This is a genomic window from Paenibacillus sp. FSL L8-0638 (assembly GCF_038593075.1).
In the GTDB taxonomy this organism is placed as follows: Bacteria; Bacillota; Bacilli; order Paenibacillales; family Paenibacillaceae; genus Paenibacillus; species Paenibacillus polymyxa_D.
Window position 1 is genome coordinate 2017483 of the sequence record NZ_CP151960.1, and the last position, 21847, is coordinate 2039329.

The 21847-nt window shown below is 45.7% G+C and carries 18 protein-coding genes; 12 read left to right on the forward strand and 6 right to left on the reverse strand.

The genetic code is table 11. The features are described 5' to 3' along the window. Positions 1-47 precede the first annotated feature (47 nt). Positions 48-1766 carry a HAMP domain-containing methyl-accepting chemotaxis protein gene (locus MKY35_RS09220; protein ID WP_342446191.1) on the forward strand — a complete coding sequence of 573 codons (1719 nt, stop codon included), beginning with the start codon at positions 48-50 and terminating at the stop codon, positions 1764-1766. A gap of 90 nt (positions 1767-1856) precedes the next feature. Further along, a complete protein-coding gene (locus MKY35_RS09225) occupies positions 1857-3167 on the forward strand; it encodes an MFS transporter (protein WP_342446192.1) in 1311 nt (436 codons plus the stop codon). A gap of 93 nt (positions 3168-3260) precedes the next feature. Here MKY35_RS09225 and MKY35_RS09230 read toward each other — a convergent pair whose 3' ends face one another. The 3 genes from MKY35_RS09230 to fsa form a co-directional block, all read right to left on the reverse strand. Then, positions 3261-4460, reverse strand: a complete 1200-nt coding sequence (locus tag MKY35_RS09230) for an MFS transporter (RefSeq protein ID WP_342446193.1) — start codon at positions 4458-4460, stop codon at positions 3261-3263. A 1-nt stretch (position 4461) separates the two neighbouring features. Beyond that, the gene (locus MKY35_RS09235) at positions 4462-4917 is read right to left on the reverse strand and encodes a MarR family transcriptional regulator (RefSeq protein ID WP_340885056.1); all 456 of its coding nucleotides are present in this window, start codon (positions 4915-4917) and stop codon (positions 4462-4464) included. Positions 4918-5117: 200 nt separating this feature from the next. Next, positions 5118-5765, reverse strand: coding sequence for a fructose-6-phosphate aldolase (gene fsa / locus MKY35_RS09240; protein WP_013309811.1), 648 nt, complete (start codon positions 5763-5765; stop codon positions 5118-5120). A 218-nt stretch (positions 5766-5983) separates the two neighbouring features. Here fsa and MKY35_RS09245 point away from each other — a divergent pair, with 218 nt between their 5' ends. Further along, the gene (locus MKY35_RS09245; protein WP_039274835.1) at positions 5984-6661 is read left to right on the forward strand and encodes a CBS domain-containing protein; all 678 of its coding nucleotides are present in this window, start codon (positions 5984-5986) and stop codon (positions 6659-6661) included. Between the two features lie 22 nt (positions 6662-6683). Next, complete coding sequence (locus tag MKY35_RS09250; RefSeq protein ID WP_342446194.1) at positions 6684-7304, forward strand: TraX family protein; 621 nt, start codon at positions 6684-6686, stop codon at positions 7302-7304. A 91-nt stretch (positions 7305-7395) separates the two neighbouring features. Here the strand turns inward: MKY35_RS09250 and MKY35_RS09255 are convergent, their stop codons facing one another. The 3 genes from MKY35_RS09255 to MKY35_RS09265 all read right to left on the reverse strand — a co-directional run bounded on the left by MKY35_RS09255 (position 7396) and on the right by MKY35_RS09265 (position 14126). Continuing rightward, a complete protein-coding gene (locus MKY35_RS09255; protein ID WP_342446195.1) occupies positions 7396-8394 on the reverse strand; it encodes a polysaccharide deacetylase family protein in 999 nt (332 codons plus the stop codon). A gap of 119 nt (positions 8395-8513) precedes the next feature. Next, complete coding sequence (locus MKY35_RS09260; protein WP_342446196.1) at positions 8514-12209, reverse strand: amino acid adenylation domain-containing protein; 3696 nt, start codon at positions 12207-12209, stop codon at positions 8514-8516. A 147-nt stretch (positions 12210-12356) separates the two neighbouring features. Beyond that, positions 12357-14126, reverse strand: a complete 1770-nt coding sequence (locus tag MKY35_RS09265; RefSeq protein ID WP_342446197.1) for a methyl-accepting chemotaxis protein — start codon at positions 14124-14126, stop codon at positions 12357-12359. A 468-nt stretch (positions 14127-14594) separates the two neighbouring features. Here MKY35_RS09265 and MKY35_RS09270 point away from each other — a divergent pair, with 468 nt between their 5' ends. The 8 genes from MKY35_RS09270 to MKY35_RS09305 all read left to right on the forward strand — a co-directional run bounded on the left by MKY35_RS09270 (position 14595) and on the right by MKY35_RS09305 (position 21809). Further along, positions 14595-15065 carry a GNAT family N-acetyltransferase gene (locus MKY35_RS09270; protein WP_342446198.1) on the forward strand — a complete coding sequence of 157 codons (471 nt, stop codon included), beginning with the start codon at positions 14595-14597 and terminating at the stop codon, positions 15063-15065. 60 nt (positions 15066-15125) lie between these two features. Further along, positions 15126-15794 carry a ribose-5-phosphate isomerase RpiA gene (gene rpiA / locus MKY35_RS09275; protein WP_039274825.1) on the forward strand — a complete coding sequence of 223 codons (669 nt, stop codon included), beginning with the start codon at positions 15126-15128 and terminating at the stop codon, positions 15792-15794. Further along, positions 15794-16243 carry a VanZ family protein gene (locus MKY35_RS09280; protein WP_029514767.1) on the forward strand — a complete coding sequence of 150 codons (450 nt, stop codon included), beginning with the start codon at positions 15794-15796 and terminating at the stop codon, positions 16241-16243. The genes rpiA and MKY35_RS09280 overlap by 1 nt, the downstream gene beginning before the upstream one ends. A gap of 199 nt (positions 16244-16442) precedes the next feature. Beyond that, positions 16443-16904 carry a MarR family transcriptional regulator gene (locus tag MKY35_RS09285; protein WP_029514766.1) on the forward strand — a complete coding sequence of 154 codons (462 nt, stop codon included), beginning with the start codon at positions 16443-16445 and terminating at the stop codon, positions 16902-16904. A 192-nt stretch (positions 16905-17096) separates the two neighbouring features. Next, positions 17097-18161 (forward strand): cobalamin-dependent protein, encoded by a 1065-nt coding sequence (locus tag MKY35_RS09290; RefSeq protein WP_342446199.1) that lies wholly within the window; start codon positions 17097-17099, stop codon positions 18159-18161. A 49-nt stretch (positions 18162-18210) separates the two neighbouring features. Next, positions 18211-19926, forward strand: a complete 1716-nt coding sequence (locus tag MKY35_RS09295; RefSeq protein ID WP_342446200.1) for an ATP-binding protein — start codon at positions 18211-18213, stop codon at positions 19924-19926. Between the two features lie 55 nt (positions 19927-19981). Beyond that, complete coding sequence (locus MKY35_RS09300; protein WP_342446201.1) at positions 19982-21235, forward strand: MFS transporter; 1254 nt, start codon at positions 19982-19984, stop codon at positions 21233-21235. A gap of 19 nt (positions 21236-21254) precedes the next feature. Further along, the gene (locus MKY35_RS09305; protein WP_039274819.1) at positions 21255-21809 is read left to right on the forward strand and encodes a nucleotidyltransferase family protein; all 555 of its coding nucleotides are present in this window, start codon (positions 21255-21257) and stop codon (positions 21807-21809) included. The last annotated feature ends 38 nt before the right edge of the window (positions 21810-21847 follow it).

The window sequence follows — 21847 nt, forward strand, 5'->3', positions numbered from 1 at the left end:
TATAGTAAGTTGGACATTTTATTCAGAAATAACTGGGGGACCGATTCATGAATTTAACGATTAAGGCCAAAATGATTATTAGCGCGATACTGATCCCGAGTGTGATTGCAGCAATGCTGCTGACCAATTACATTTTAAGCGTACATAGTGAGAATGAGTACAAGGATATTATGAATCGTGAAGAGGCTATTGCGTATAACTCGAAGTCTCTTCAATTTTTGTTAAACGGCATATCTAATGATGAGCGGGCATATTTGCTAACTCGTGACGAACAGTATGGGAAAGAGATCGGAAACAAGCAAAGTGAAGTTGCAAAGTTGCTACAGGAGACAGAAGCTCTGCTTAGTACAGGCAATGAGGATTCTAGTAAAAAGATGACTGATCTCAAGACGGGGATTAATACCTATATGAATCAAGTTCATCGTTTACTGACTACAGCGGGGTATCAGAGTACAAGAGATGACGCTTTCCCGCCATTTTCTGATTTGCTCGATGATTTTGAAAACGAACGGGTGTTGCGCAAGCAACTTGATACCAAGGTAATAGCCTTCGTCAAAGCTCAAGAGGATATGGTGACGGTGAAAGTACAGCAAGCGCACCAAACGATGACGAATACATCCTTGATTACGAGTATTGTAGGACTTCTAGTTATCATTTACAGTATTTTTCAATCCATCGTTCTGATTCGTTCAATTCGTCCATTACACCATATGAATGAGCAGCTGTTGGAAATGTCTGAAGGTGAGGGAGATTTGCGTAGCCGACTGGATATTACGTCCAAAGACGAAATCGGTATGATTGCAAGCTCCTACAACAAGCTTATTGAGGGATTCCGCAGTATTATAGTGGATGCTCAGGATACAGCGCGTACATTAACCGTAACCGCAGAACGGGTTAGCGTAAGTACAGAGGAGATGAATCAGGCCAATCGTCATACTTCCGGTGTAATGGAAGAATTAGCGGCTGGTATGGAGCATCAGGTCGATGATATTACACAAACTACAGATACCGTGAAAGAGCTTGCCCACGAACTGGAGCATATTGCAGCTACGAGCCAGCAGGTATATGAGTTGTCTGATACAGCCGCTAAAGATGCAGAAGCAGGGGAACAATCTATAGGTCAGGCTATGCGTCAGATGGAGAAGGTAAGCGAAAGTGTAGACAGCTCTGCACGTGCTGTACGTTCACTTAGTGAACAGGCCGAACAGATTGGCATGATTGGAGCTGTTATTACTGGAATTGCTAAACAGACAGGAATGCTGGCGCTCAACGCGTCGATTGAAGCGGCAAGAGCCGGAGAGCAGGGCAAAGGATTTGCAGTTGTAGCCTCTGAGGTAAGAAGATTGGCCGAGCAGGTATCGGTTTCAGCAGCAGAAATCACACAATTTGTGCAAAATATTCAGGAGCATGTTGGAAATGTCGCTTCCAGTATGCAGACAGGGACGGTTGAAGTGCAGTCTGGCGTAAAGGTCATGCAATCCGCAGAAACCGCATTTCGTCAGATTGGAAGTTCCATTCAACAGGTCAGCGAACAGATTCACAGTGTAAATCGGTCCGTAGAACAAATGTCCGGCGGATCAGAGCGAATGGTGGAAGCAGTAGAACGTATTCGTGAAGTAGCAGAGCAGTCGGCAGGGGGAACCCAGAGCGTCAGTGCGGCGGCTGAAGAGCAACTGGCTTCCATGGAGGAAATTGCATCATCTATTCATACACTGGCGGATATGTCGCAACTGCTGAATGCAAGGGTCGGTGGATTTAAAGTGTAGCCGTATAAATCCCCACCAATGTAAACACAATAACATCTGTTGAACAAATCTGAACAGCTGTGTTATTACTTTTGCAAAGGTGGTAACGGGATGCAACAAAATAAAGGGAATCTGCTTGCGTTAGGTTCCATCCCGCTGATGATGACGCTGGGTAATTCCATGCTGATTCCTGTGTTACCGGAAATCGGACGTAAGCTACATGTAAGCTCTTTTCGGATTAGCATGTTGATCACAGTGTATGCGGTGGTGGCCATTTTACTGATACCGATTGCGGGCTATCTCTCCGACCGATTTGGCCGTAAGGCGGTGATTGTTCCCTGTCTGATTCTGACGGTGATTGGTGGGGGGATTTCTGCAGCGGGAGCATGGCTGCTTCATGATTCGGGAGCATACTGGACCATTATTGCAGGCCGTCTACTTCAGGGTGCGGGAGCGGCAGGGGCTTTTCCTATAGTCATTCCGCTTGTCGGTGATCTGTACGAGAATGAGGATGAGGCCAGTAAGAACCTGGGGGTCGTCGAGACTTACAACACATTTGGCAAAGTGCTAAGTCCGATACTCGGTGCCGCATTGGGAGCTGTTCTATGGTTTTTGCCACTGGCCGTAATTCCAGGCCTCTGTCTGATTTCGCTCATTTTGGTGCTTTGGCTGATCCATGTGCCTAAGCGTAAGAACCAACCGATTATGTTTCGGGAGTTTGTGGGAAATGTGAAGCGGGTGCTTGCCGAAAAAGGACGTTGGCTCTATGCTATTTTCGCTATGGGCGGCATTTGTATGTTTGTCATTTTTGGCGTCTTGTTCTACTTATCCGACATCTTGGAAAGTCGTTACAACCTCCATGGAGTGTGGAAAGGTTTTGTGTTAGCCATTCCGCTGATTTCCCTCTGTCTATGCTCTTATGTAGGAGGCAAGATCATCGGCAAGCACAAAAAGCGCATGAAGTGGATCGGTTTTAGTGGTTTGGCCATATTGACGATCAGTTTTGCCATTCTCGGATTTATCCAAAATATTTATGCGGTGATCGGACTGTTTACGTTAGGGGGCGGCGGAATTGGGCTTGCGCTGCCTTGTTTGGATTCTCTCATTACAAAGGGAATTGAAAAAGAGGAACGCGGAACCATTACTGCCCTCTATAGCAGCATGCGCTTTGTCGGGGTGTCACTAGGCCCTCCGGTTGTATCCCTGCTGCTGGGTAGCAGTGGACATGGTCTGCTCTTTGGCGTGATGGCCGCGGTGGGAGGCATTGCAGCTCTGCTGATGCTGTTTGCGGTCAGACCCAAGCAGGATGAACCGACAGATGACAAATCCACGGACCGTATGAGTGTAAATGAGGAGCAAACAAGCGTGTCCCGAGAAAAGCCTCTTTCTCCCAAGCTAAGACGCAAAACTCCTGCGAAATAAATGAAAAAGCACCCATTGTCCATGAAACCATGGCAACGGGTGTTTTTGATAACTAAGCAAATAAAAGCTAATATTCAATTGTAAAATATAGTCTTACCCTTCTAGAGGGAGATGCGTCTTAGGCTTGCGGCTCGTGACGATTTGTATGACATAGATCAGTAAGAACAGTACAACAAACAGCGAGGAAAGACGGTACATCCACGCATAATCACTTGCTTTGGCGATAATGCCAAGTATAAGCGCTCCGGCTGCAACCCCGAAATCGAGGGAATTGAGAAACATACCGTTTGCCATGCCCCTCTGTTTAGGAGACACGATCTGAATCATCCAGGTTTGCAGGGTCGGCTGCATGACACCAAACCCGATACCGTAGCAAAGAGCAGACATATACATGAAGACATCACTGTGTGCGTAGGAAAGCAGGATCAGACCGCCAATTAAAAACAGGGAGCCGGGGATGAGTAGTGCTTTTGCCCCTTTTTTGTCATAAATACGGCCCGAGAAGGGACGCACGATCAGCACGGATACCGCATTAAACAGGAAAAAGTAGGCCGGATGTGCCAGATTTGCTTCATCCCCGTAAAGCGCCATAAAGCCGAGTAATCCACCATATGTGATAGACATCAGCATGTTCAACAAGGCGGGAACCCACAATTTACGGTTAAATGCCGGTTTTCGCCCTTCTTCCAAAGGAACCATAGGTGGTTCGATGTGCCCTTTGGGTAGTGTACGAATCAGCCAGTAAGCCAACGGGAATATCACAACAATTACAGCTGCTGTCGTATAGGCAAGCAGGTTGAAACTCCCGTATTGAAGCATCGAAATGCCGATGGTCGGCCCAATCGACATCGCTAGACTAGTGGACAGACTAAAGAAGCCCATTCCTTCACCGAGACGTTTGGGCGGGATGACGTCAGAGGCCATCGTTGGAAAGGCCGTGCTACTCATACCGAAGCCAATCCCAAATAACATCCGCATGAGCAGAAGCACTGTAATCGTTGGCGAAACACTGTACCCCAGCGTTCCTGCCAATGCAAACAGCAGTCCCACGAAGATCAGGGTACTGCGATGTCCTTTTTCCAGCATACGGGCTGAAAAGAGTCGTGCTGCAATCGCACTTAAAGCGAATAAGGTGGTAACGAGACTCACCTGAACGGAACTAGCGTGGAATGTATTTTTCACATAAGAAGGAATGGAAGATAGGATCATCTGTAATTCCAAAAACAAAAATAAATTGGAAACCGTAAGAACGATAAATTCCTTGGTCCAAAGAGGTTGCTTGCCTTGTTGCATATTAATCGTTCTCTCCTTGTTTTTCTGATTCGGTCATGTTGGCGTGAATTTGTAAAAGAGTCCGGCGGAATTGCTTCAGATCGGCCGAGGAAATTCCTTTTACAAAATCGTGATTGGTATCAAGTTCGACAGGAAGAGTCTTCTCCACAAGCTGTCGGCCTGTTTCAGTCAGATGAAGCAAATAGGCCCGACGATCCTGTGGACTATTCACACGCCGTACCCAGCCCTTCTTGTCCAACAAATCAATAATCCGAGTCGTGGTAGGCTGGTCCTTTACGGCCTTAGCTGCAATTTCTTTCTGATTTAAACCCTCAGCCTGATAGATTTGGTACAGAACCGACCATTGCTCTGGGGAAATATCATAAGGTTTGAGACGCTGCAGGAGCTGCTGACTCATTTTGCGGTGAGTAATCCCGAGCAACATCCCAATGGAACAATCGGGAGGCAAGTTATTCATAGGTACTCCTTTCCGTTTCCCGTACATAAATTACTTCGAAATTAATTAGTTGTTATAACAATTATATGAACAACAAGTTATTTTGTCAAAAAAAGTTGTTCAGCGTTTTGGGTTCTGCTATCACTACAGCAAAACAAAAAACAGCCCGTATTTTACGGGCTGTTTGGGTTGATATAATATCGTTTGCCATGACTGGCGAATTAAGCTTTAGGTACGGTTTCCCAGTCCTTCAGGAAGCGTTCGATACCACTGTCTGTCAGCGGGTGTTTCCACAGAGAAGGGAGCAAGGAACCTGGAATGGTGGCAATATGTGCACCAGACAGAGCAGCATCTTCTACATGCTTAATATTGCGGATGGATGCGGCGATGATTTCGGATTTCAGACCATGAATGTCCAAAATTTGTCTCAGTTCACGAATCAGCTTCATACCATCAACAGCGATATCATCCAGACGTCCTACGAACGGGCTGATAAAAGTAGCGCCAGCTTTGGCTGCCATCAAACCTTGAGCCGCGGAGAAAATCAGTGTTACATTCGTTTTGATTCCGTTCTTGGTCAGCTCGTTACAAGCGTACAAGCCATCTTCAGTCATAGGAAGCTTGATAACCACGTTCGGTGCCCACTTGGCGATATCATAAGCTTCTTTGAGCATGTCTTCAGCCTTCAGACCAATAACCTCAGCACTTACGGGACCTTCAACGATACTGCAAATCTCCTGAATGACTTCCTTGAACACTCGACCTTCCTTAGCGATCAGTGAAGGGTTCGTTGTTACACCATCAACCAGACCCAAACGTTCAATACGCTTGATTTCTTCAATGTTACCAGTATCCAAGAAAAATTTCATTTGATTTCCTCCTCAGGTTTATATAATACATAATACATATCACATGCGATGTACAATAGTTCATTATAAATGTAGCATATTGCACACGTTAAACTTATAATTAGTATGTATTACATTCTTAATTGTGACACATTTTAAATTTGAAAACAAGCGGTGTATGATTAAAATTTTATGAATTGTCGGAAGATGCTGAAATTTACCGATCTATGCTCTTTATAATGTATTCTACCCCACTCCATAAGGAGGTAATCATTATTCAACTGTCTGAAAGACAGCGGGAAATTGTTGATATTGTCCGGCGTCTGGCACCTGTTACGGGGGATAAAATTGCTGAAACACTGGGATTGACGCGTCCGACTCTCCGTTCTGACCTTGCTCTGCTCGTTATGCTCGGACTGGTGGATGCCAAGCCGAAGGTAGGCTACCTGCCAGGGCGTCACCCTAAATATGATAGTCATATCGGCAACATGCTCAAAAAGCTGACGGTGGCGGATATACTTAGTGATCCGATTTTGATTTCCGGTGACACCACCGCCTATGATGCGGTGCTGATGCTGTTTCAGCAAAATACAGGCACCCTGATGGTCACAGGAGAGGAGCAGGAGCTCATTGGAATTGTTACCCGCAAGGATTTGCTGAAGGTCATGCTGGGGCATACCGATCTTCACACCGTCCCGGTGACCATGGCAATGACGCGCCGGGCCCAAATGACGACGCTTGCTCCAGAAGACACTTTACTGGAAGCGATATCGAAACTGATTCGGCATCAGGTCAATTGTCTTCCAGTTTTGGACGAGCAATGTAGCTCTTCAACTCCAATTCGGGAGTTGGTAGGGCGGGTTACGAAAACGGACATCATGAACGCCATTCTGAGCTTGACAGAAGATAAAACGTAAAACATAAATAAGGGGGCCTTGTATGTACTGGTTGGCCATGCTGACGATGCTGATTGACCATGTCGGACTTGTGTTTTTTCCGACGGATCCGGCTTGGAGAATTGCTGGCAGGCTTGCTTTTCCAATCTACGCGTACGCGCTGTATGCGGGATATACTCATACCCGAGACATGCGGAGCTACATGCTTCGTCTACTCGGACTGGCTCTGATTTCTCAGGTGCCCTATATGCTGGCGTTTGATGTGCTTAGACCGAACGTAATCTGGACGCTATTGGCCTCGTTGCTTGCTTTGGCTGCTGCATCCCGCTTAAAGCATTGGACGGCTGTAACGTGCCTGTACGTCGTCTCAGCTCTGGTTATGGAGCTCAGCCAGATGGATTACGGAGCCTATGGACTGCTGTTGGTTCTGATTTATCGATACACCCGTTCATATATGATGATTGCAGCCCATTTTGTTTTGAACGTAGTGTATGATATGGTGCATCACGCGAATCTTCAGCACTTTAGTCTGCTGTCCAGTATTCTGATCGTATGTTTTGCAACTGGAGAAAGCGGATTTTATAGTCGGGTACCGCGTTGGTTGTGGCGTAGCTTTTACCCGGTACATCTGGCTGTTATCGCGGCAATTCGCATCTGGCCCTAATCTACATCTCATACATTAAAAAAACCTTTAAAACCACGACATAAAATGGTTTTAAAGGTTCTTTTTTATCCTTCAATAAGCTAGCCAACGTTTAGGATACCTTGTTGGGACCTTGAGCAAAAGGAAGTGGGCGAAGGGGAGCACCTTCCTTCATGTATTGCACCAATACTTCGGGAATATTGTGTATTCCACCTGCATTGACGCGATAGCCGTTCGTTTGCCCTGGCGAGTTAATCCCGCGTTTCACCGTAAACGTAACGTCAATACCCAAGGAACGGCAAATTTCCATCGTCTCCTTGGTATACCCACCATAAGGGAAGGCAAGTACATTCTGATCATTGTGTAGATGCTTGAACAGCTTCTTGTCAGCCATGTCCAAATCGGTATAAACTCGCTGTTTGAACTCATCCTCGGTTTCCATTCGCCCCAGCTTTTTCGAATACACTGGAGCCATCAGAAGCGGCTTTTGTTGGGTGCGCGCTGTGTTGGAGTATCCGTAAGCATGCTGGTCATTCGTATGATTGTAAAAATCAATGCCCTCAGCATGCATCTGATGAATTTGATCCCATGTCAGCTTTGGAATACCAATATGTTTGGGATTGCTGATCGTGGACGTGATGAGAAAATTGGTTGCCGGTACTTGGTACTTTTTCAACACAGGAAAAGTGTCCGTATAAAAGGACTCGTAGCCATCGTCGAATGTCATAAGTACCGCATTATCAGGAACCTTGGCTTTATGTAAAATAAAATCCGTATACTCTTTCATCGTGATCCAGTGGAAGCCGTTAGCTTTCATTTCGTCCAACTGCCTCGTTAAATTACTAAGCTTGAGAGCACCGGGATCAGGTGGAGTCTTGGTCACCTCATGATACATCAGGACAATTACTTTGTTTTGGTAATATACTTTATCTGGTGTAGGCGTCAGTGAAAATAAATGGCGTACCAGTCGATCTGCATTAGCTGTGCGTGTACGATGAGTCCCTTTAACTGTAGGTGTGTGGTATATGCTACGTGCTTCATACACCAAAATTCCTAAAATAGCCAACAAACTTATGATCAGCAACGTTCTTTTAAAAAAAGTGTGTTTCATTGAATGACATCCCCCGCATGCAAAAAAATTCTGAAAGTATAGAGGTTTATACTAGATATGAAACTAGCAAAATCTAGTCTATCATACCGAAAACACGCGGGGGAAATATCACAACTTTGTTACCTCTGTGTAGCTTTTACAGATACCGGTGAAGAGGTCGGGAAGTAACCGATCTCGACGGCATGCTGGATCATGTTCCGAATAAAATTCAGGTCGGTTGCCGGGCATTGAACGCCAGCTTGTTCCAGCAGAGCTGTGGTTACAGAGCATCCGTAACGGTAAGCTGAATCCTTGGCTCCGTCACCTTCTAGTTGTCCCATAGCAAGGTGAAGTGCATCCTCCTGAATGCCGGAAGACGGATTTAGCAACCAGGCGCTGTAATCGTCAAAAGGCAGGGTTTCTACTGCGTAACCGAGTTGGTTTACCATAGCGATCAGTTCATCATATGGCAGTGGGTTCGGATTGCAGATATGGAAAATACGGTTTGCGCTTTTTTGATGAACAGACAGCTCTACGATAGCACGGCTGGCGTAATCAATCGGTGTGAAGTCCGTATGCCAATCGGCTTGTGGCGCTTTGCCCAGCAGCAGCATCGCCTTCATCATACGATAATAAGCATTGCTATCAATATTTCGCTGGAAGCGTCCGTTGGCCGAATGGGCTGTCAAATTACCCGCGCGATAGATCGAGACAGGCGTACCGGCCTGAGCTGCTTGGAACAACAGCTTCTCCGCCGCGAGTTTACTGTTCGTGTACAGGTTGTCCACGTTCAATTCATCTGGGAAGGCAGAAAGCTCCAATGCCGACTCCCATTTTCCTTCGTTAGCAAGATCCTCCGGTATTCCCATAGTGGAGACATGATGGAAGGATACTCCCGGCTTGGCTTGGGCGATTTTCAGCAGTTCCAGTGTTCCGGTCACATTCGTGCGATCGAAGGCTGCCGAATCACCAAAATGGCGTACGTCAGCGGCGCTGTGAATAATGCCGTCGATTTGGTGCTCCAGCATATGGCGGTCGACATAAGAGAGACCCAGATCAGCTTGCTCCAGATCCCCATAGACAGCCTTCACTCGTCCTTCGATCAAGCTGGAGATATCATGTCCAAAATATCCCGTCAATACGGACTGAATACGCTCGATACCAGATGGACCGTCCTGAGAAGGGCGTACCATCGCGTATATTTTGGCTTCTGTCCGTTGAAGCAGGTCATACAAAATGTGCGAGCCCAGATAGCCTGTAGCTCCGGTCAACAAAATCACGCGCAAGTCGCGGACTTCAGCTAAGTCAGAAGCATCAGACAGCTCAATAGGATGCTCATTCAAATCCATTTTTTCTTGAGGAATCGCGAGTAGCTTGCGTTGCTGCGTTTGTTCCGTACCTAATTGTTCTACGTATTCAGCAAGCTCACGAACGGTTTTGTAGCGGAAAAAATCTCCGATGCGCAACGCGCCATAACGTGGCTTCAGAATAGCCAGCACATGAATGACACGAAGCGAGTCGCCCCCGATCAGGAAGAAATCATCGGTAGCGCCAATGTTATTTTTACCAAGCACTTGAGTCCATGCTTCGGCAATGAGTGTTTCGGTTCCTTCGCGAAGAGGTTCCCCGCCAAATGAAAGATCAGACGCTTCCGGCAGTGGCCGCAGGGTCAGCTTTTTGCGATCGATCTTGCCAGTTGGTGAAATTGGCATAGCTTCCAAATGAACGACATGGCTCGGTACAAAATAAGAAGGTAGCTTGCCCCCAATATAAGACTGAATAACGTCCTGTGGAATGGATTGTCCATCCGAAGTGGTGAAATAGCCAACTAGCATGTTCTGATCTGTGTGATCTTTGACGGCTACCACAGCAACGTCCTGAACACCTGGATGTTTGGAAAAATGGTCTTCAATTTCTCCGATTTCAATCCGATTTCCCCGAATTTTGAGCTGCGAATCCTTGCGGCTTACGTATTCAATCGTACCGTCTGGCAGCAGCTTGGCGATATCACCCGAGCGGTACATTTTTTCACCCGGAACAAAAGGATTGTCCACGAACGATTGCGCTGTACGTTCTGGCTGATGGAGATAACCATGGGCCAATGCAGGCGTAGCAATACATACTTCACCCGGAATATTGACAGGGCAGAGCTTGTTATCATCGTTAACGATATACACTTTGTAATTGTAAATCGGCTTGCCGATCGGGATATTGACGACATGCTCAGGCACGGCACCACGGACCCGATGGGTCGTTGTCGCTACGGTGCATTCGGTCGGTCCGTATACGTTTACGATGTCGGTATCTGTACCGAATTTGCTTTGGAACGCTCGAACTTGGGAGCCGTACAGCGCTTCGCCTGCTACAGTAACAATCCGTACCTTAGCGAGTTTGCGATAGCCTTCGTCTGACAAGTACGTAGATAGCTGATTAAAGAATACGGTCGGCAAAATGGTAATAATCGTCGTGCCTGTACGTGCAATGGCTTCAGCAAATTCTTCAACAGATACACGTTCTTCGGAAGACAGCAAGTACAATTTTGCACCGTAAAACAAGGCTCCAATGGTATCCCAAACGGATGCATCGAAGCTGTAGGTCGCAAATTGGGTCAATACATCCTGAGGTGTAATGTCGCAATCGCGTTGCACGACAGCTCCTAGGTTAACAACACCGCGGTGAGCGATCAGGGCACCTTTCGGTTTGCCTGTAGAGCCGGATGTATAGATGACATAAGCTAGATCATCCGGACTTACACGAACGTTCGGATTGCTTGCAGCATAGCCTGCCAGCGGCCCGTTAATAGCTAAAATTTCTTTTACCGTCTCAATAGAACCGCACAGTTCAGTCGCTTGTTCCATAAGTGCGGAAGTTGTTAAGACAAAAGGAGAACGCGTGTCTTCGACAATGTAGCTACTCCGGTCAGCGGGGTGGGCGGGATCAACAGGTACATATACGCCTCCGGCTTTCAGGATACCAAGCAGTGAAATAACGGTCTCTAAGCTCCGTTCCATGAAGATGGTCACGAATTCACCTTTGGTAAGACCTTTGGATAACAAGACCCGTGCGACTTGGTTAGCACGTTCGTTCAGCTCACGGTACGTGTACTCCCCAGTGTGGGAAGCAATAGCCGGACGATCAGGGTATTGTGAAGCCGCCTCCTCAAACATTCCATGAATGGTTTGATGCTCAGGATATTTCACGACTGTATTATTTAGAGCTTCGTGAGCAGCTCGATCTGCATCCGATAATATATCAATTGAATTCACAAGTGCATGGCTGTTGGTTAGCGCGCCACGCAAAAGGGTTTCAAAGTATTCTGCGTATCGGACAACCGTTGTTTCCAGCAAGAGTGATTGATCATATCGTATCTGTATTTGATAAGCGCCATTGTGTTCACTGACAGCCCAATCCATAATACGGGATTCTACACCGCTGTCCGTAGGCAGATTTGTCGAAAATGAAGTATCGGCTTGTGGTTCCGCAAGGTATGCACTTGGCTCACGGAGCATCTCCTGAAATAAGTCTGCTAGTTCATGAAAAGTCGTTTCCTTTTCGACTGTCAGCGAAGCTGTAAGCAGACCAGTTTGTGGCACGAAAGTAGAAAAAGAAACTTCTTCTTCTGCGGAAAGGCGATATACCCATGCAGTATATGCTGATAAGAGCAACGCTTGTTTGTCTCCCGCAGTTTTTTGCTGATTTAATTGTTCCGAGATGGACGCTTCTAACTCTACTTGATAAGTAGAGGATGTATGCTTGCGTTGTATACGTGCATAATCCAAGGGAACTAGGAATGGGGAAGGGGTTGTCTGTGTACTGTTTTGTAGTAATGAAGCCATTACGCTAACCTCCTGAATGTATGATGTCTCAATATAAATGGTAAACTCAGTAAATGCCTCCGATCCCTTCAAATGCATGAACAGGAGGGAGGCATTACCGAATGAATGATTTACTTATGAAATTAACTTTAAGTCGATAAATGGTTATTATGATTTGCTACGGTTGGTGTCTGCAATTTTGAAATAAGATGTAATTTCTTGAAGCTCTTCAGACATGGATGTCAATTTATGGGATGAATCAATAATCGAATCCAAAGAAGCTTTTTGTTCCTCCACCGTTTGCACAATGTGAACACTGTTATTGGCTGTTTTGGTTACAGTGGAAGAAAGATCGTCTGCTGTCGCTGTCATTTCCTGTGTACCCGCAGATATTTGCTCAGTAGCGCTGGATACTTCTTGGATTTGCCATGCTACATTTTTAGTTGCTTGAAGAATATCATTGAACAGCACGCCTGCTTGTCCAGCAACGACGATTCCGTTTTGAACTTCAACGTTTCCTTGCTCCATCGACTTCACAGCTTGTCCGATTTCATTTTGAATTTCTTCAATCAGTGATGTAATCTGTTTGGTTGCCTCCGCAGATTGTTCTGCCAGCTTACGTACTTCACTGGCAACGACGGCAAAGCCTTTACCTTCTTCACCAACGCGCGCAGCTTCAATAGAAGCGTTCAGAGCGAGCAGGTTGGTTTGACTGGAGATGCCTGAAATGGTACTGATGATATTGCCAATTTCCTGCGAACGACTGTCCAGCAACTTGATGATACGGGAAGTATTGGTTACTGTATCGGTAATCAAGTGCATTTGGGATGACACCTTACTTACAATCTCGTTGCCTTCGTTAGAGCGTTTCTCTACCGAATTGGCTTCTTCCGCAACATTAGAAGAACTCGTGGCAATATTTTGAATGACCGAAGCCATTTCAGCCATGGCACGTGCACTATCGCCTGTTGCTTTTTCCTGCGAACGGATATTCTGCGTGATTTCACTGATGTTTTGATTGATGATGTTGGAATTGATTCCGTTTTGTTCGCAGATTGCGAGCAATTCTTTGGCAGATTCATTGACTTCATCAGTTGTCTGCTTCACTTTAGTCATAATGCTGTTAATATGACTTACCATATCGTTGAAATTCTGATTTACGAGTCCCAAATCATCATGACCTGCATGAATTTGAACATCCAGATTTCCTCTGCTTACTTCGCTGATACCGTACATCAATTGCTTAATCGGGGACAGCGTACGTTTCACAACCCAATATTGAAGCGCCAGGCAGATCAGTAGGAAAATCACTAAAATGGTAGCGCCGCTAATGAGCAGCTTGGTCAATCCTGCAGGTACGGCACCGGCATCTGCATCGACTGCAAAATATGCAAAGATTTTGCCACTTGGATCTTTAATCGGAGTCATCAAAGTCGTCCATGTACCAAAAGTATCATCGTAGAAGCTGGTGAATGTTGGTTTGCCACTGTCCAGCATACCGGTTACGCCTACTGCCACGACATTGGGTTGCTCATACATAGAGCCAACGAGCATCTTATCTTTTTCAAATGCTTCTCTGAGATCCGTTGGCATCGCCACAATAGATGTCAGATTGCCATTTTCGAGCTCCGTCCCGAAAATATAGGCATGAGAGATATTCGGATTCGTCGCCATGATGTTATCTAGGTACGCGCGGAGTTTGGTTTGAATAGGTCCATCATAATTTTTCTCTTGAACCGCTTGGGTTACTTCATCGGAATTAATGCCCTGGGCCCACTTCAATGTGATTTTTTCCACTTGTCCATGCAATTGGTCTATCAAAATCGTACGTTGGATCAAATAGCTGGACACAATAAGAACTAGCCCAATCAATACGATGTTGAAGAAGGATAATAATAGGTTTTTGGTGAAGAATGATAAGCTACTCCACTTTTTCAAAATGTTCCACTCCCTGGTTGTATTTTTTGTATATGGTGTTGAACCGCTTATCGAATGAGATAATCAAGTCCCCCTTACAAACAAAATAATCGAGATCATAGACCCTTGAATTTTATGTAATAGGTCTTAAGTCCTTTTACAGACAAGTATGATATCCCTATATATATGTCGTACGAAAAGCCCTTGAAATGAATACCTTACACAATAAAAAATTAATTTTTAATAGGTAAACGCTGTCTGTGTTTCAGTATATTCCAATTTATACTTCAACTTGAAATTTGAATTCATTACAGTCCATAAGCAACTATTCAACAGAAACCATCATACTTTATAATAGAGTCAAATGCACTTATCAATTTGGGACATTTTTCATATTTAACGTTGGAAATGCTTGATTTATCGCGGTTTTTGTGAATTGTTTGCGAAATGAGTCCTTATATCTATGCAAAGAGAAGAGGGATAAGAAGAATGTCCAAGCTTACGATTTTAAAGGTTGAGAGTAATCACGAGGATCTGCATGAGTTGATTCAAAGGCTGGATGAGGATTTGCTGGAAAGGTATTCTGCCGACGAAATTTACTTGGTTGATTTTTCCAATCCGAAAGTTAAAGAGATGGTTTTCGCTGTTGTGTATGTGGACGAAAAACCGGTGGCTTGTGGAGGGCTTAGGCCTATAGGTACGGAAGAAATGGAGCTTAAAAGATTTTATGTCGATTCCTCTTATCGCAGACAAGGAATTGCGGTGAGCCTATTATCTTTTTTGGAAGAGGAAGCCAGCAAACGGGGAGTTGTAAGGATTAAACTGGAGACCGGAGCGGCTCAACCTGAAGCGATTGCTCTCTATACCAAGCGGGGATACGAACCTATTGAACGATTTGGGGAGTATGAACACGATGAAAACAGCCTTTGTTATGGTAAAAAGCTGTCTCTGTTAATATAAAGCGTTCTCTTATAAAATGGATGATGATCAATACTAGCCTATATAGCGGGAGAGATGATAATGAATTTAAAGCAAAAAGCGGCCGAAAAAGCAGTTGAGGCGATTCAGGACGGTATGAAAGTAGGACTTGGTACAGGCTCGACAGCCTTTTGGGCTATTCAAAAAATCGGTGAGCGTGTAGCGCAAGGATTACATATACAGGCTGTAGCTACATCCCAAGCCTCGGAGGATCAGGCCAGGGAGCTGGGAATTCCCATCATTCCGTTTGATCAGATTGGAAGGCTTGACGTTACCATCGACGGTGCAGATGAGGTGAATGAGCAGCTGGTGCTGGTGAAAGGTGGAGGCGGAGCCCTACTGAGAGAGAAAATTGTGGAAAGCAATAGCGACCGATTAATTATTATTGTCGATGAGTCCAAGGATGTGAAGGTGCTGGGTGCATTTCCTTTACCTGTTGAGGTCGTACCCTTTGCCAGTGAATGGACGTTGGAGGCCTTGCGGCAGACGGGCTGTAAAGCGGAGTGGCGTATGAAAGACGGCGAGCGCTACCTTACGGATAACGGTAATTATATTGCCGATTGTCGCTATGGTACGATTGAGAATCCGCAGGAGTTGGAAATCCGCTTGAACCAAATTCCGGGAGTAGTCGATAACGGACTGTTCATTAATATGGCGGACCAGGTGATTATCGCACGGGCCAATGGACAGATCGACGTCCGTAACAAGTAATGTCTAGGACCCGTCTGCTTCATCATGTGGCATTGGTGTTATTGATTTTATATACAGGACTTCTATTATATTGGATGTTTCTCGGTTTTGGTCGTACATTACGGCCAGGACCCCCGTATTCGTATAATATTGTGCCGTTTGATACGATCAGGCAATACTGGCGGGCAATGGAGTCGTTTCCTTTTCGGGTATGGGGTATTAATTTGCTCGGTAATATTGGCGTATTCATTCCCTTCGGTATCCTTGTGCCTATCATTTGGGTGTCCATGCGAAGTATAGGCAGTCTGTTGTTAACGATAGTGATCGCACTGGTCATTCTTGAGGTGTCCCAAATGCTGCTGGGCGCAGGTACAATGGATGTGGATGACATCATACTGAATGTTCTGGGAGTATTATGCGGCCGTATTGCCTACGTATTTTTACGTAAGAAGTTAGGGATTGCAATATAATCGTCCTACTCTCTGGATCAGTGTGTTAAGACTGGCTGAGAGCGGGCTTTTTTTACATAATGAACTGTAATCTTCACATAATAGACGACAATTCCTCCATTTTTAGGCCGTAGGAGTAGGGGGAGGAACGCTTAAACTTGACAAAAGCGCACAATTAAGATATCTTGGAATAAAGATATGAGTAACGGAGGCTGTTAATATGTCTGTAAAACCAGATGATCAGGACCTAGCACTTAACTTGTTCGTTGTTCTGGCTCGTGCTTATAATTCGGTCACGTCTCGTACGAATCGGGACATTCATAGTCATGGATTAAATACAACAGAATTTGGTGTGCTTGATCTGCTGTATTATCGGGGGCCACAGCCTTTACAGAAAATTGGAGAAAAGGTACTAATCTCTAGTGGGAATATTACGTACGTGGTCGATAAACTTCAGAAGAAAAACTTGCTTACCCGTCGTGCTTCGCAAGATGATCGGCGTGTGATTTATGCAGAATTGACTGATGAGGGACGTCACTTCTTTGAGCAAATATTCCCGCAGCATCATCGTGTCATTATGGAGACCGTGGATGGCTTATCTGTGGAAGAGAAGGAGCAGGCTATTCATCTGTTAAAAAAGCTTGGACTAACGGCTGAGGGGCAGAAGAGTAACGGATCATAAATGGTGCATGTACAGGTTAAATCTGCTTTAGATAAAATACCGACTTTTCGGTATTTTATTTTTTTGTCGTATTATGGGGGAGTAGGGTTAATGTAGGGACGCAAATCAGGTATAATTGTCTAATAGTTACGTCCGGAACAAATCCCCAGTACCTGTTCCAAATACAAAACCTTGTCGGGGAAGGAGCTGTACATGAGTATACAGCAATATACCGCAGGTGAATCGCTATTGATGCAAGCAGGAGCTTTGGCTGAATTAGTTACCCATAAGCAATACGAATTACAGCCCGATCTTTTGCAGCGTTTTGGGGATAACGGTAAAATAAAGACAAAACAAGATTCCATATATAGTTTGAACTATTTGGCTGAAAGTGTAATCATGAACAGCCCTATTTTATTTACACAGTATGTTTCCTGGTTAAAAAAGCTTCTGGAGGGTTTCGGCATAACCCAAGAAGATTTGAGCATTAATTTCAGATTAATTCAGGAGACGTTGGTAGAGCACTTCGACCATACGGATAAAACCATGGTGCTGGAGCATCTGGATTTGGGGATACAGCAAATTGGAAAGAAAGAGGAGTATGCCTCTTTTATTACAGGTGATAATCCCTATGCTACTGACGTGGCTCAGTATTTGGAGTATTTACTCTCAGGTAATCGCAGACAGGCTTTGGATTGGATCGTTCGCTTGTTGGATGAGGGTATCTCTATTCAACATACTTATAAATATATTTTTCAAATTTCGCAATATGAAATAGGCCGTCTATGGCATGAAGGCAAAATCACCGTCGGTCAAGAGCATTTTTGCACTGCCGTGACTCAATTTATTATTTCCAGCCTGTACCCTAGATGGATGGGGAGTGGAAGTAAGGAACGCTGCCTGGTGGCGGCGTGTGTAGGCAGCGAGCAGCATGAAATTGGAGTGCGTATGCTGGCTGATATATTTGAAATGGATGGTTGGGATACGTATTATTTAGGCGCCAATGTACCAAATCGGAGTCTGCTTCAGGCCATTGTGAGTTACAAGGCGAATGTAGTGGCTATCTCAGCTACCATGGCTTACCATGTCCATCTAGTGAAAGAGTTGATTGCTCTCATTCGGCAAGACCCAACGACTAGCCATGTGAAAATTATGGTCGGAGGCTTGCCTTTTAATCTCGATTCCCTCTTGTGGCAAGAAGTAGGGGCGGACGGATACGCGCCAGGTGCGGAAGAAGCGCTGGAGGTTGCGGGTGACTTACTTTCGCTCAGGAAATAAGGTTAGTTTTGTGAACCTGTAAGTCATTTTGTAAAGGGGGCCTTTTAATATGAAGGAACCGACAGCAGAAATGGCTGTCCTGCGGAAAACAGTCGAACAATTAACGGATGAGATTGTGAAAGGCAAGGCTGAGGAAGAAAAGCTGCTGAATGAATTTTCATCAATGAACAACGAGCTGGTCAATCTGCAGCGTCAGCTTGCCAAAAGCAATGCGGAATTATCACGGACGAAGGAAGAAGCGGTACGGGCTAATGACCTAAAGAGCACTTTTCTGGCTGTGGTTAGTCATGAATTCAGAACGCCAATGAACGGAATACTTGGAATGATCGAAATGTTAGGTTCATCCAAACTTTCCCCAGATCAACGGCAGGCCATCGGTGTGATACGTGAGTCAGCCTCCCTGTTGTTGAACATGATTAATAATCTGCTTGATATATCCAAAGTGGAAGCAGGACAGATGGAACTGGAGATCGGAAACGTTAGAGTTGAGGCGATTATGGGCCATGTTGCTCAGTTGTTGGAGCCGCAAATCTATCAGATGGGTAACCGTTTGAGTATAGAGACCGATACCGATGTGGCAGAGCATCTGGAGGGAGATTCGGCAAGGATCATGCAGATCTTGCTCAATCTGTTGAACAATGCGAATAAATTTACGAGTGAAGGATTGCTCATCGTTCGAACAAAATTAGTGGAAGAAACAAAAGATTCCCAACGTGTTCGGTTTGAGGTGCAGGATTCGGGTATTGGGATTTCACCGGAGGATCAGAATAAGCTGTTTCAGCCTTATGTACAAGCCGGTGAAGGCAGTGCCTCCCAATATGGAGGAACGGGTCTGGGGCTATGGATATGCAGTTCATTTGTGGAACTCATGCAGGGAGAAATTGGGGTCATCAGTGAAGAAGGCCAAGGCTCTACGTTCTGGTTTGAAATTCCCTTCATGAAAGGATCGGGGCAGGCAGACGAAATGGAGAAGCATGAAAATGGTGATTTAAAGGTATTTAGCGAGTTGCTGCGTGAGCATAGTCATTCTCAAACTATTTTGGTGGCTGAGGATAATCGGGTGAATCGTCAGGTGGTGCAATTACAGCTTAACCATTTGGGATTCCAGCATATTGATTTTGCTGAGGATGGACTAGCTGCTGTAAAAGCGGCCTCCGAACAATCCTACGCTTGTATTCTAATGGATCATTACATGCCTCTGCTAAATGGTCATGATGCGGCAAAAGCGATCCGCCAGAGGGAAGCAGAAAACCAGCAACCACCTGTACCGATCATTTCTTTGACCGGAAATGTGTCTGAGGAGGATCAGGCACGGGGCCGGGAGATTGGAGTGAACGATTACTTGATAAAGCCAGTAACGATTGAAAAGCTCTCTGAAAAGCTTGTCAAATGGCTTCCAAAGCCGGAAACCGAGCCGATTTTGGATGAGGAAGTTATACGTGAAATTATGCTGCTGGACGAGGATGGCAGCACGGGACTACTGGAGTCATTGGTCGAAATGTATACAAGTGATGCACCTGCCAAAATCAATAAGTTAAGAGAACTGGCTGCTGCGGGCGAAGCCACAAAAGTAGTAGAGGCTGCTCATGAGTTGAAATCAGGCAGCGTGAGTCTGGGTGTCGGGCGTTTGTCCTCGTTGCTGTCGGATATTGAACAGCTTGCACGGGAGAACCGACTCGAGAATGCGAAAGCGAAGTTGTCTGCGCTCCAATCTGTCTATCAAGCAACGTGTTTAGAACTGGAACGCTATATTCACCAGTGCTAGACCGTTTTCCCCCCTTATTAGACTTGCACGCGGAAGGAGAGCGTAAGAGGCATATATGAAAGAACAGTTGCGTTCCATTCACCCGCTGGCCTGGACGATTATTGTCGGTACTATTTTCGGGCGGATGGCGACATCCATGAGTATCCCGTTTTTGTCAATTTACCTTACCACCCGTTTAGGGGTGTCCCCCTTTCATACGGGGGTGATCGTGTCGGTAAGCTCGTTGGTCGGCATTTTTGCCAGCTTTTACGGTGGATATATTTCAGATCGAATCGGACGGCGTAAGGTGATGTTGGTGTCCATTGCGAGCTGGGCGCTTGTATTCGTTGCTTTTGCGTTGGCGGAAGCGGCCTGGGCCTTTTTTGTCATTAATGCTCTAAATGGACTATGCAGGTCCTTGTTCGAGCCAACCTCGCGGGCGCTGTTATCAGATGTAACCCCCAAGGAGAAAAGACTGCTTATCTATAATATGAGATATGCGGCCATTAATGTTGGGGTAGTGGCAGGGCCGTTGCTTGGTTTGATGTTAGGATCTGCATCCAATGGTACGCCGTTCATGGTAGCTGCTGGTGTGTACGCACTATACGGAGTACTGTTGTTGATCCAATTTGCCCGTTATGCATCGGATCTGCATATAGGTACAACGGCGAGAGAGGCTCCACTGCGAATGGCTGAGGCATTCCGTACAGCCAGCCGTGATCCGGTGTTTATGCCGATTTTGCTGGGAACGGTATTTTGTGTGATGGGCTATGCGCATTCCAATTCCACAATGCCTCAATTCTTGTCCTTATCCTTCGCGGAAGGAACTCGATGGTTTACATATATGCTGACGGTCAACGCGGTTTGTGTATTGGCATTTCAATATCCGCTGGTGCGGCTGGCAAGCCGATTTTCCCCGGTGAATTCCCTGATTGCAGGGAATATATGTATTGCGGTCAGCCTGTTGCTGTGCGGTATGCTAAACTCAGGATGGATGTTTATACTGGATATGGTGCTGTTTACGGTTGGTGAAGTGTTATTGTTCACGATGCTGGACGTATTGATTGACCAAATTGCAGATGCTCAATATAAAGGGACCTACTTCGGTACAATCGGCTTTAATAATTTGGGAAGCGTGCTGGCTCCTTTATTTGGTGGCTGGTTGCTGGATATCTATGGTCAAACGGCGCCGCTTGCTGTTTTTGTTCCGGTTGCCCTGTCGGTTGTGATTGGCATTCCGTTCCTTCTGGTCGCACGCCGCCGTCTGGTGCAGCGTACAGTACGGCTCGCAGCGCAAGGAGGAGAATCGGTGCAGCGACTGTCATCATAATAAGGGAGTTGAGTGCAGGATGAAGTCGGAAGAAGATGTGCTACGAGTCATACAATATATGAATGATCCGCAGGTACTGGAAGACTTGCGCTATGTGCGAGAGCTGAAGTTGCCGCAAGGATGTATTGCCGCAGGCTATGTACGTAACCGCGTTTGGGACAAGCTCCATGGGTATACAACGGCTACACCTTTAAACGATATAGATGTTATCTATTTTGACCCGAAAAACACGCTAGAGGAACGAGATGAGTATCTAGAGTTGTCCTTGAACCGTAAGCAGGCCGGACGTAACTGGTCTGTCAAAAATCAGGCTAGGATGCATTTTCGCAACGGGGAGGCTCCTTATTCCTCGGTAGAGGATGCGATGAGCCGCTGGCCAGAGACGGCAACGGCGGTGGCGGTTAGATTGAATGACAAGGATCAAATAGAGGTCATTTGTCCGCATGGATTGGAAGATCTGCTGGATATGCGGGTACGACAAAGCCCTTTGTTTCGTCACACAACGGCTTATCGTCAGCGTGTATTTGAGAAGCAATGGCTTGATAACTGGCCGTTGCTTATTATGGAGAATTAGAGTGAAATCCTAATTTTAGGATATTAAGGAGAGACGAC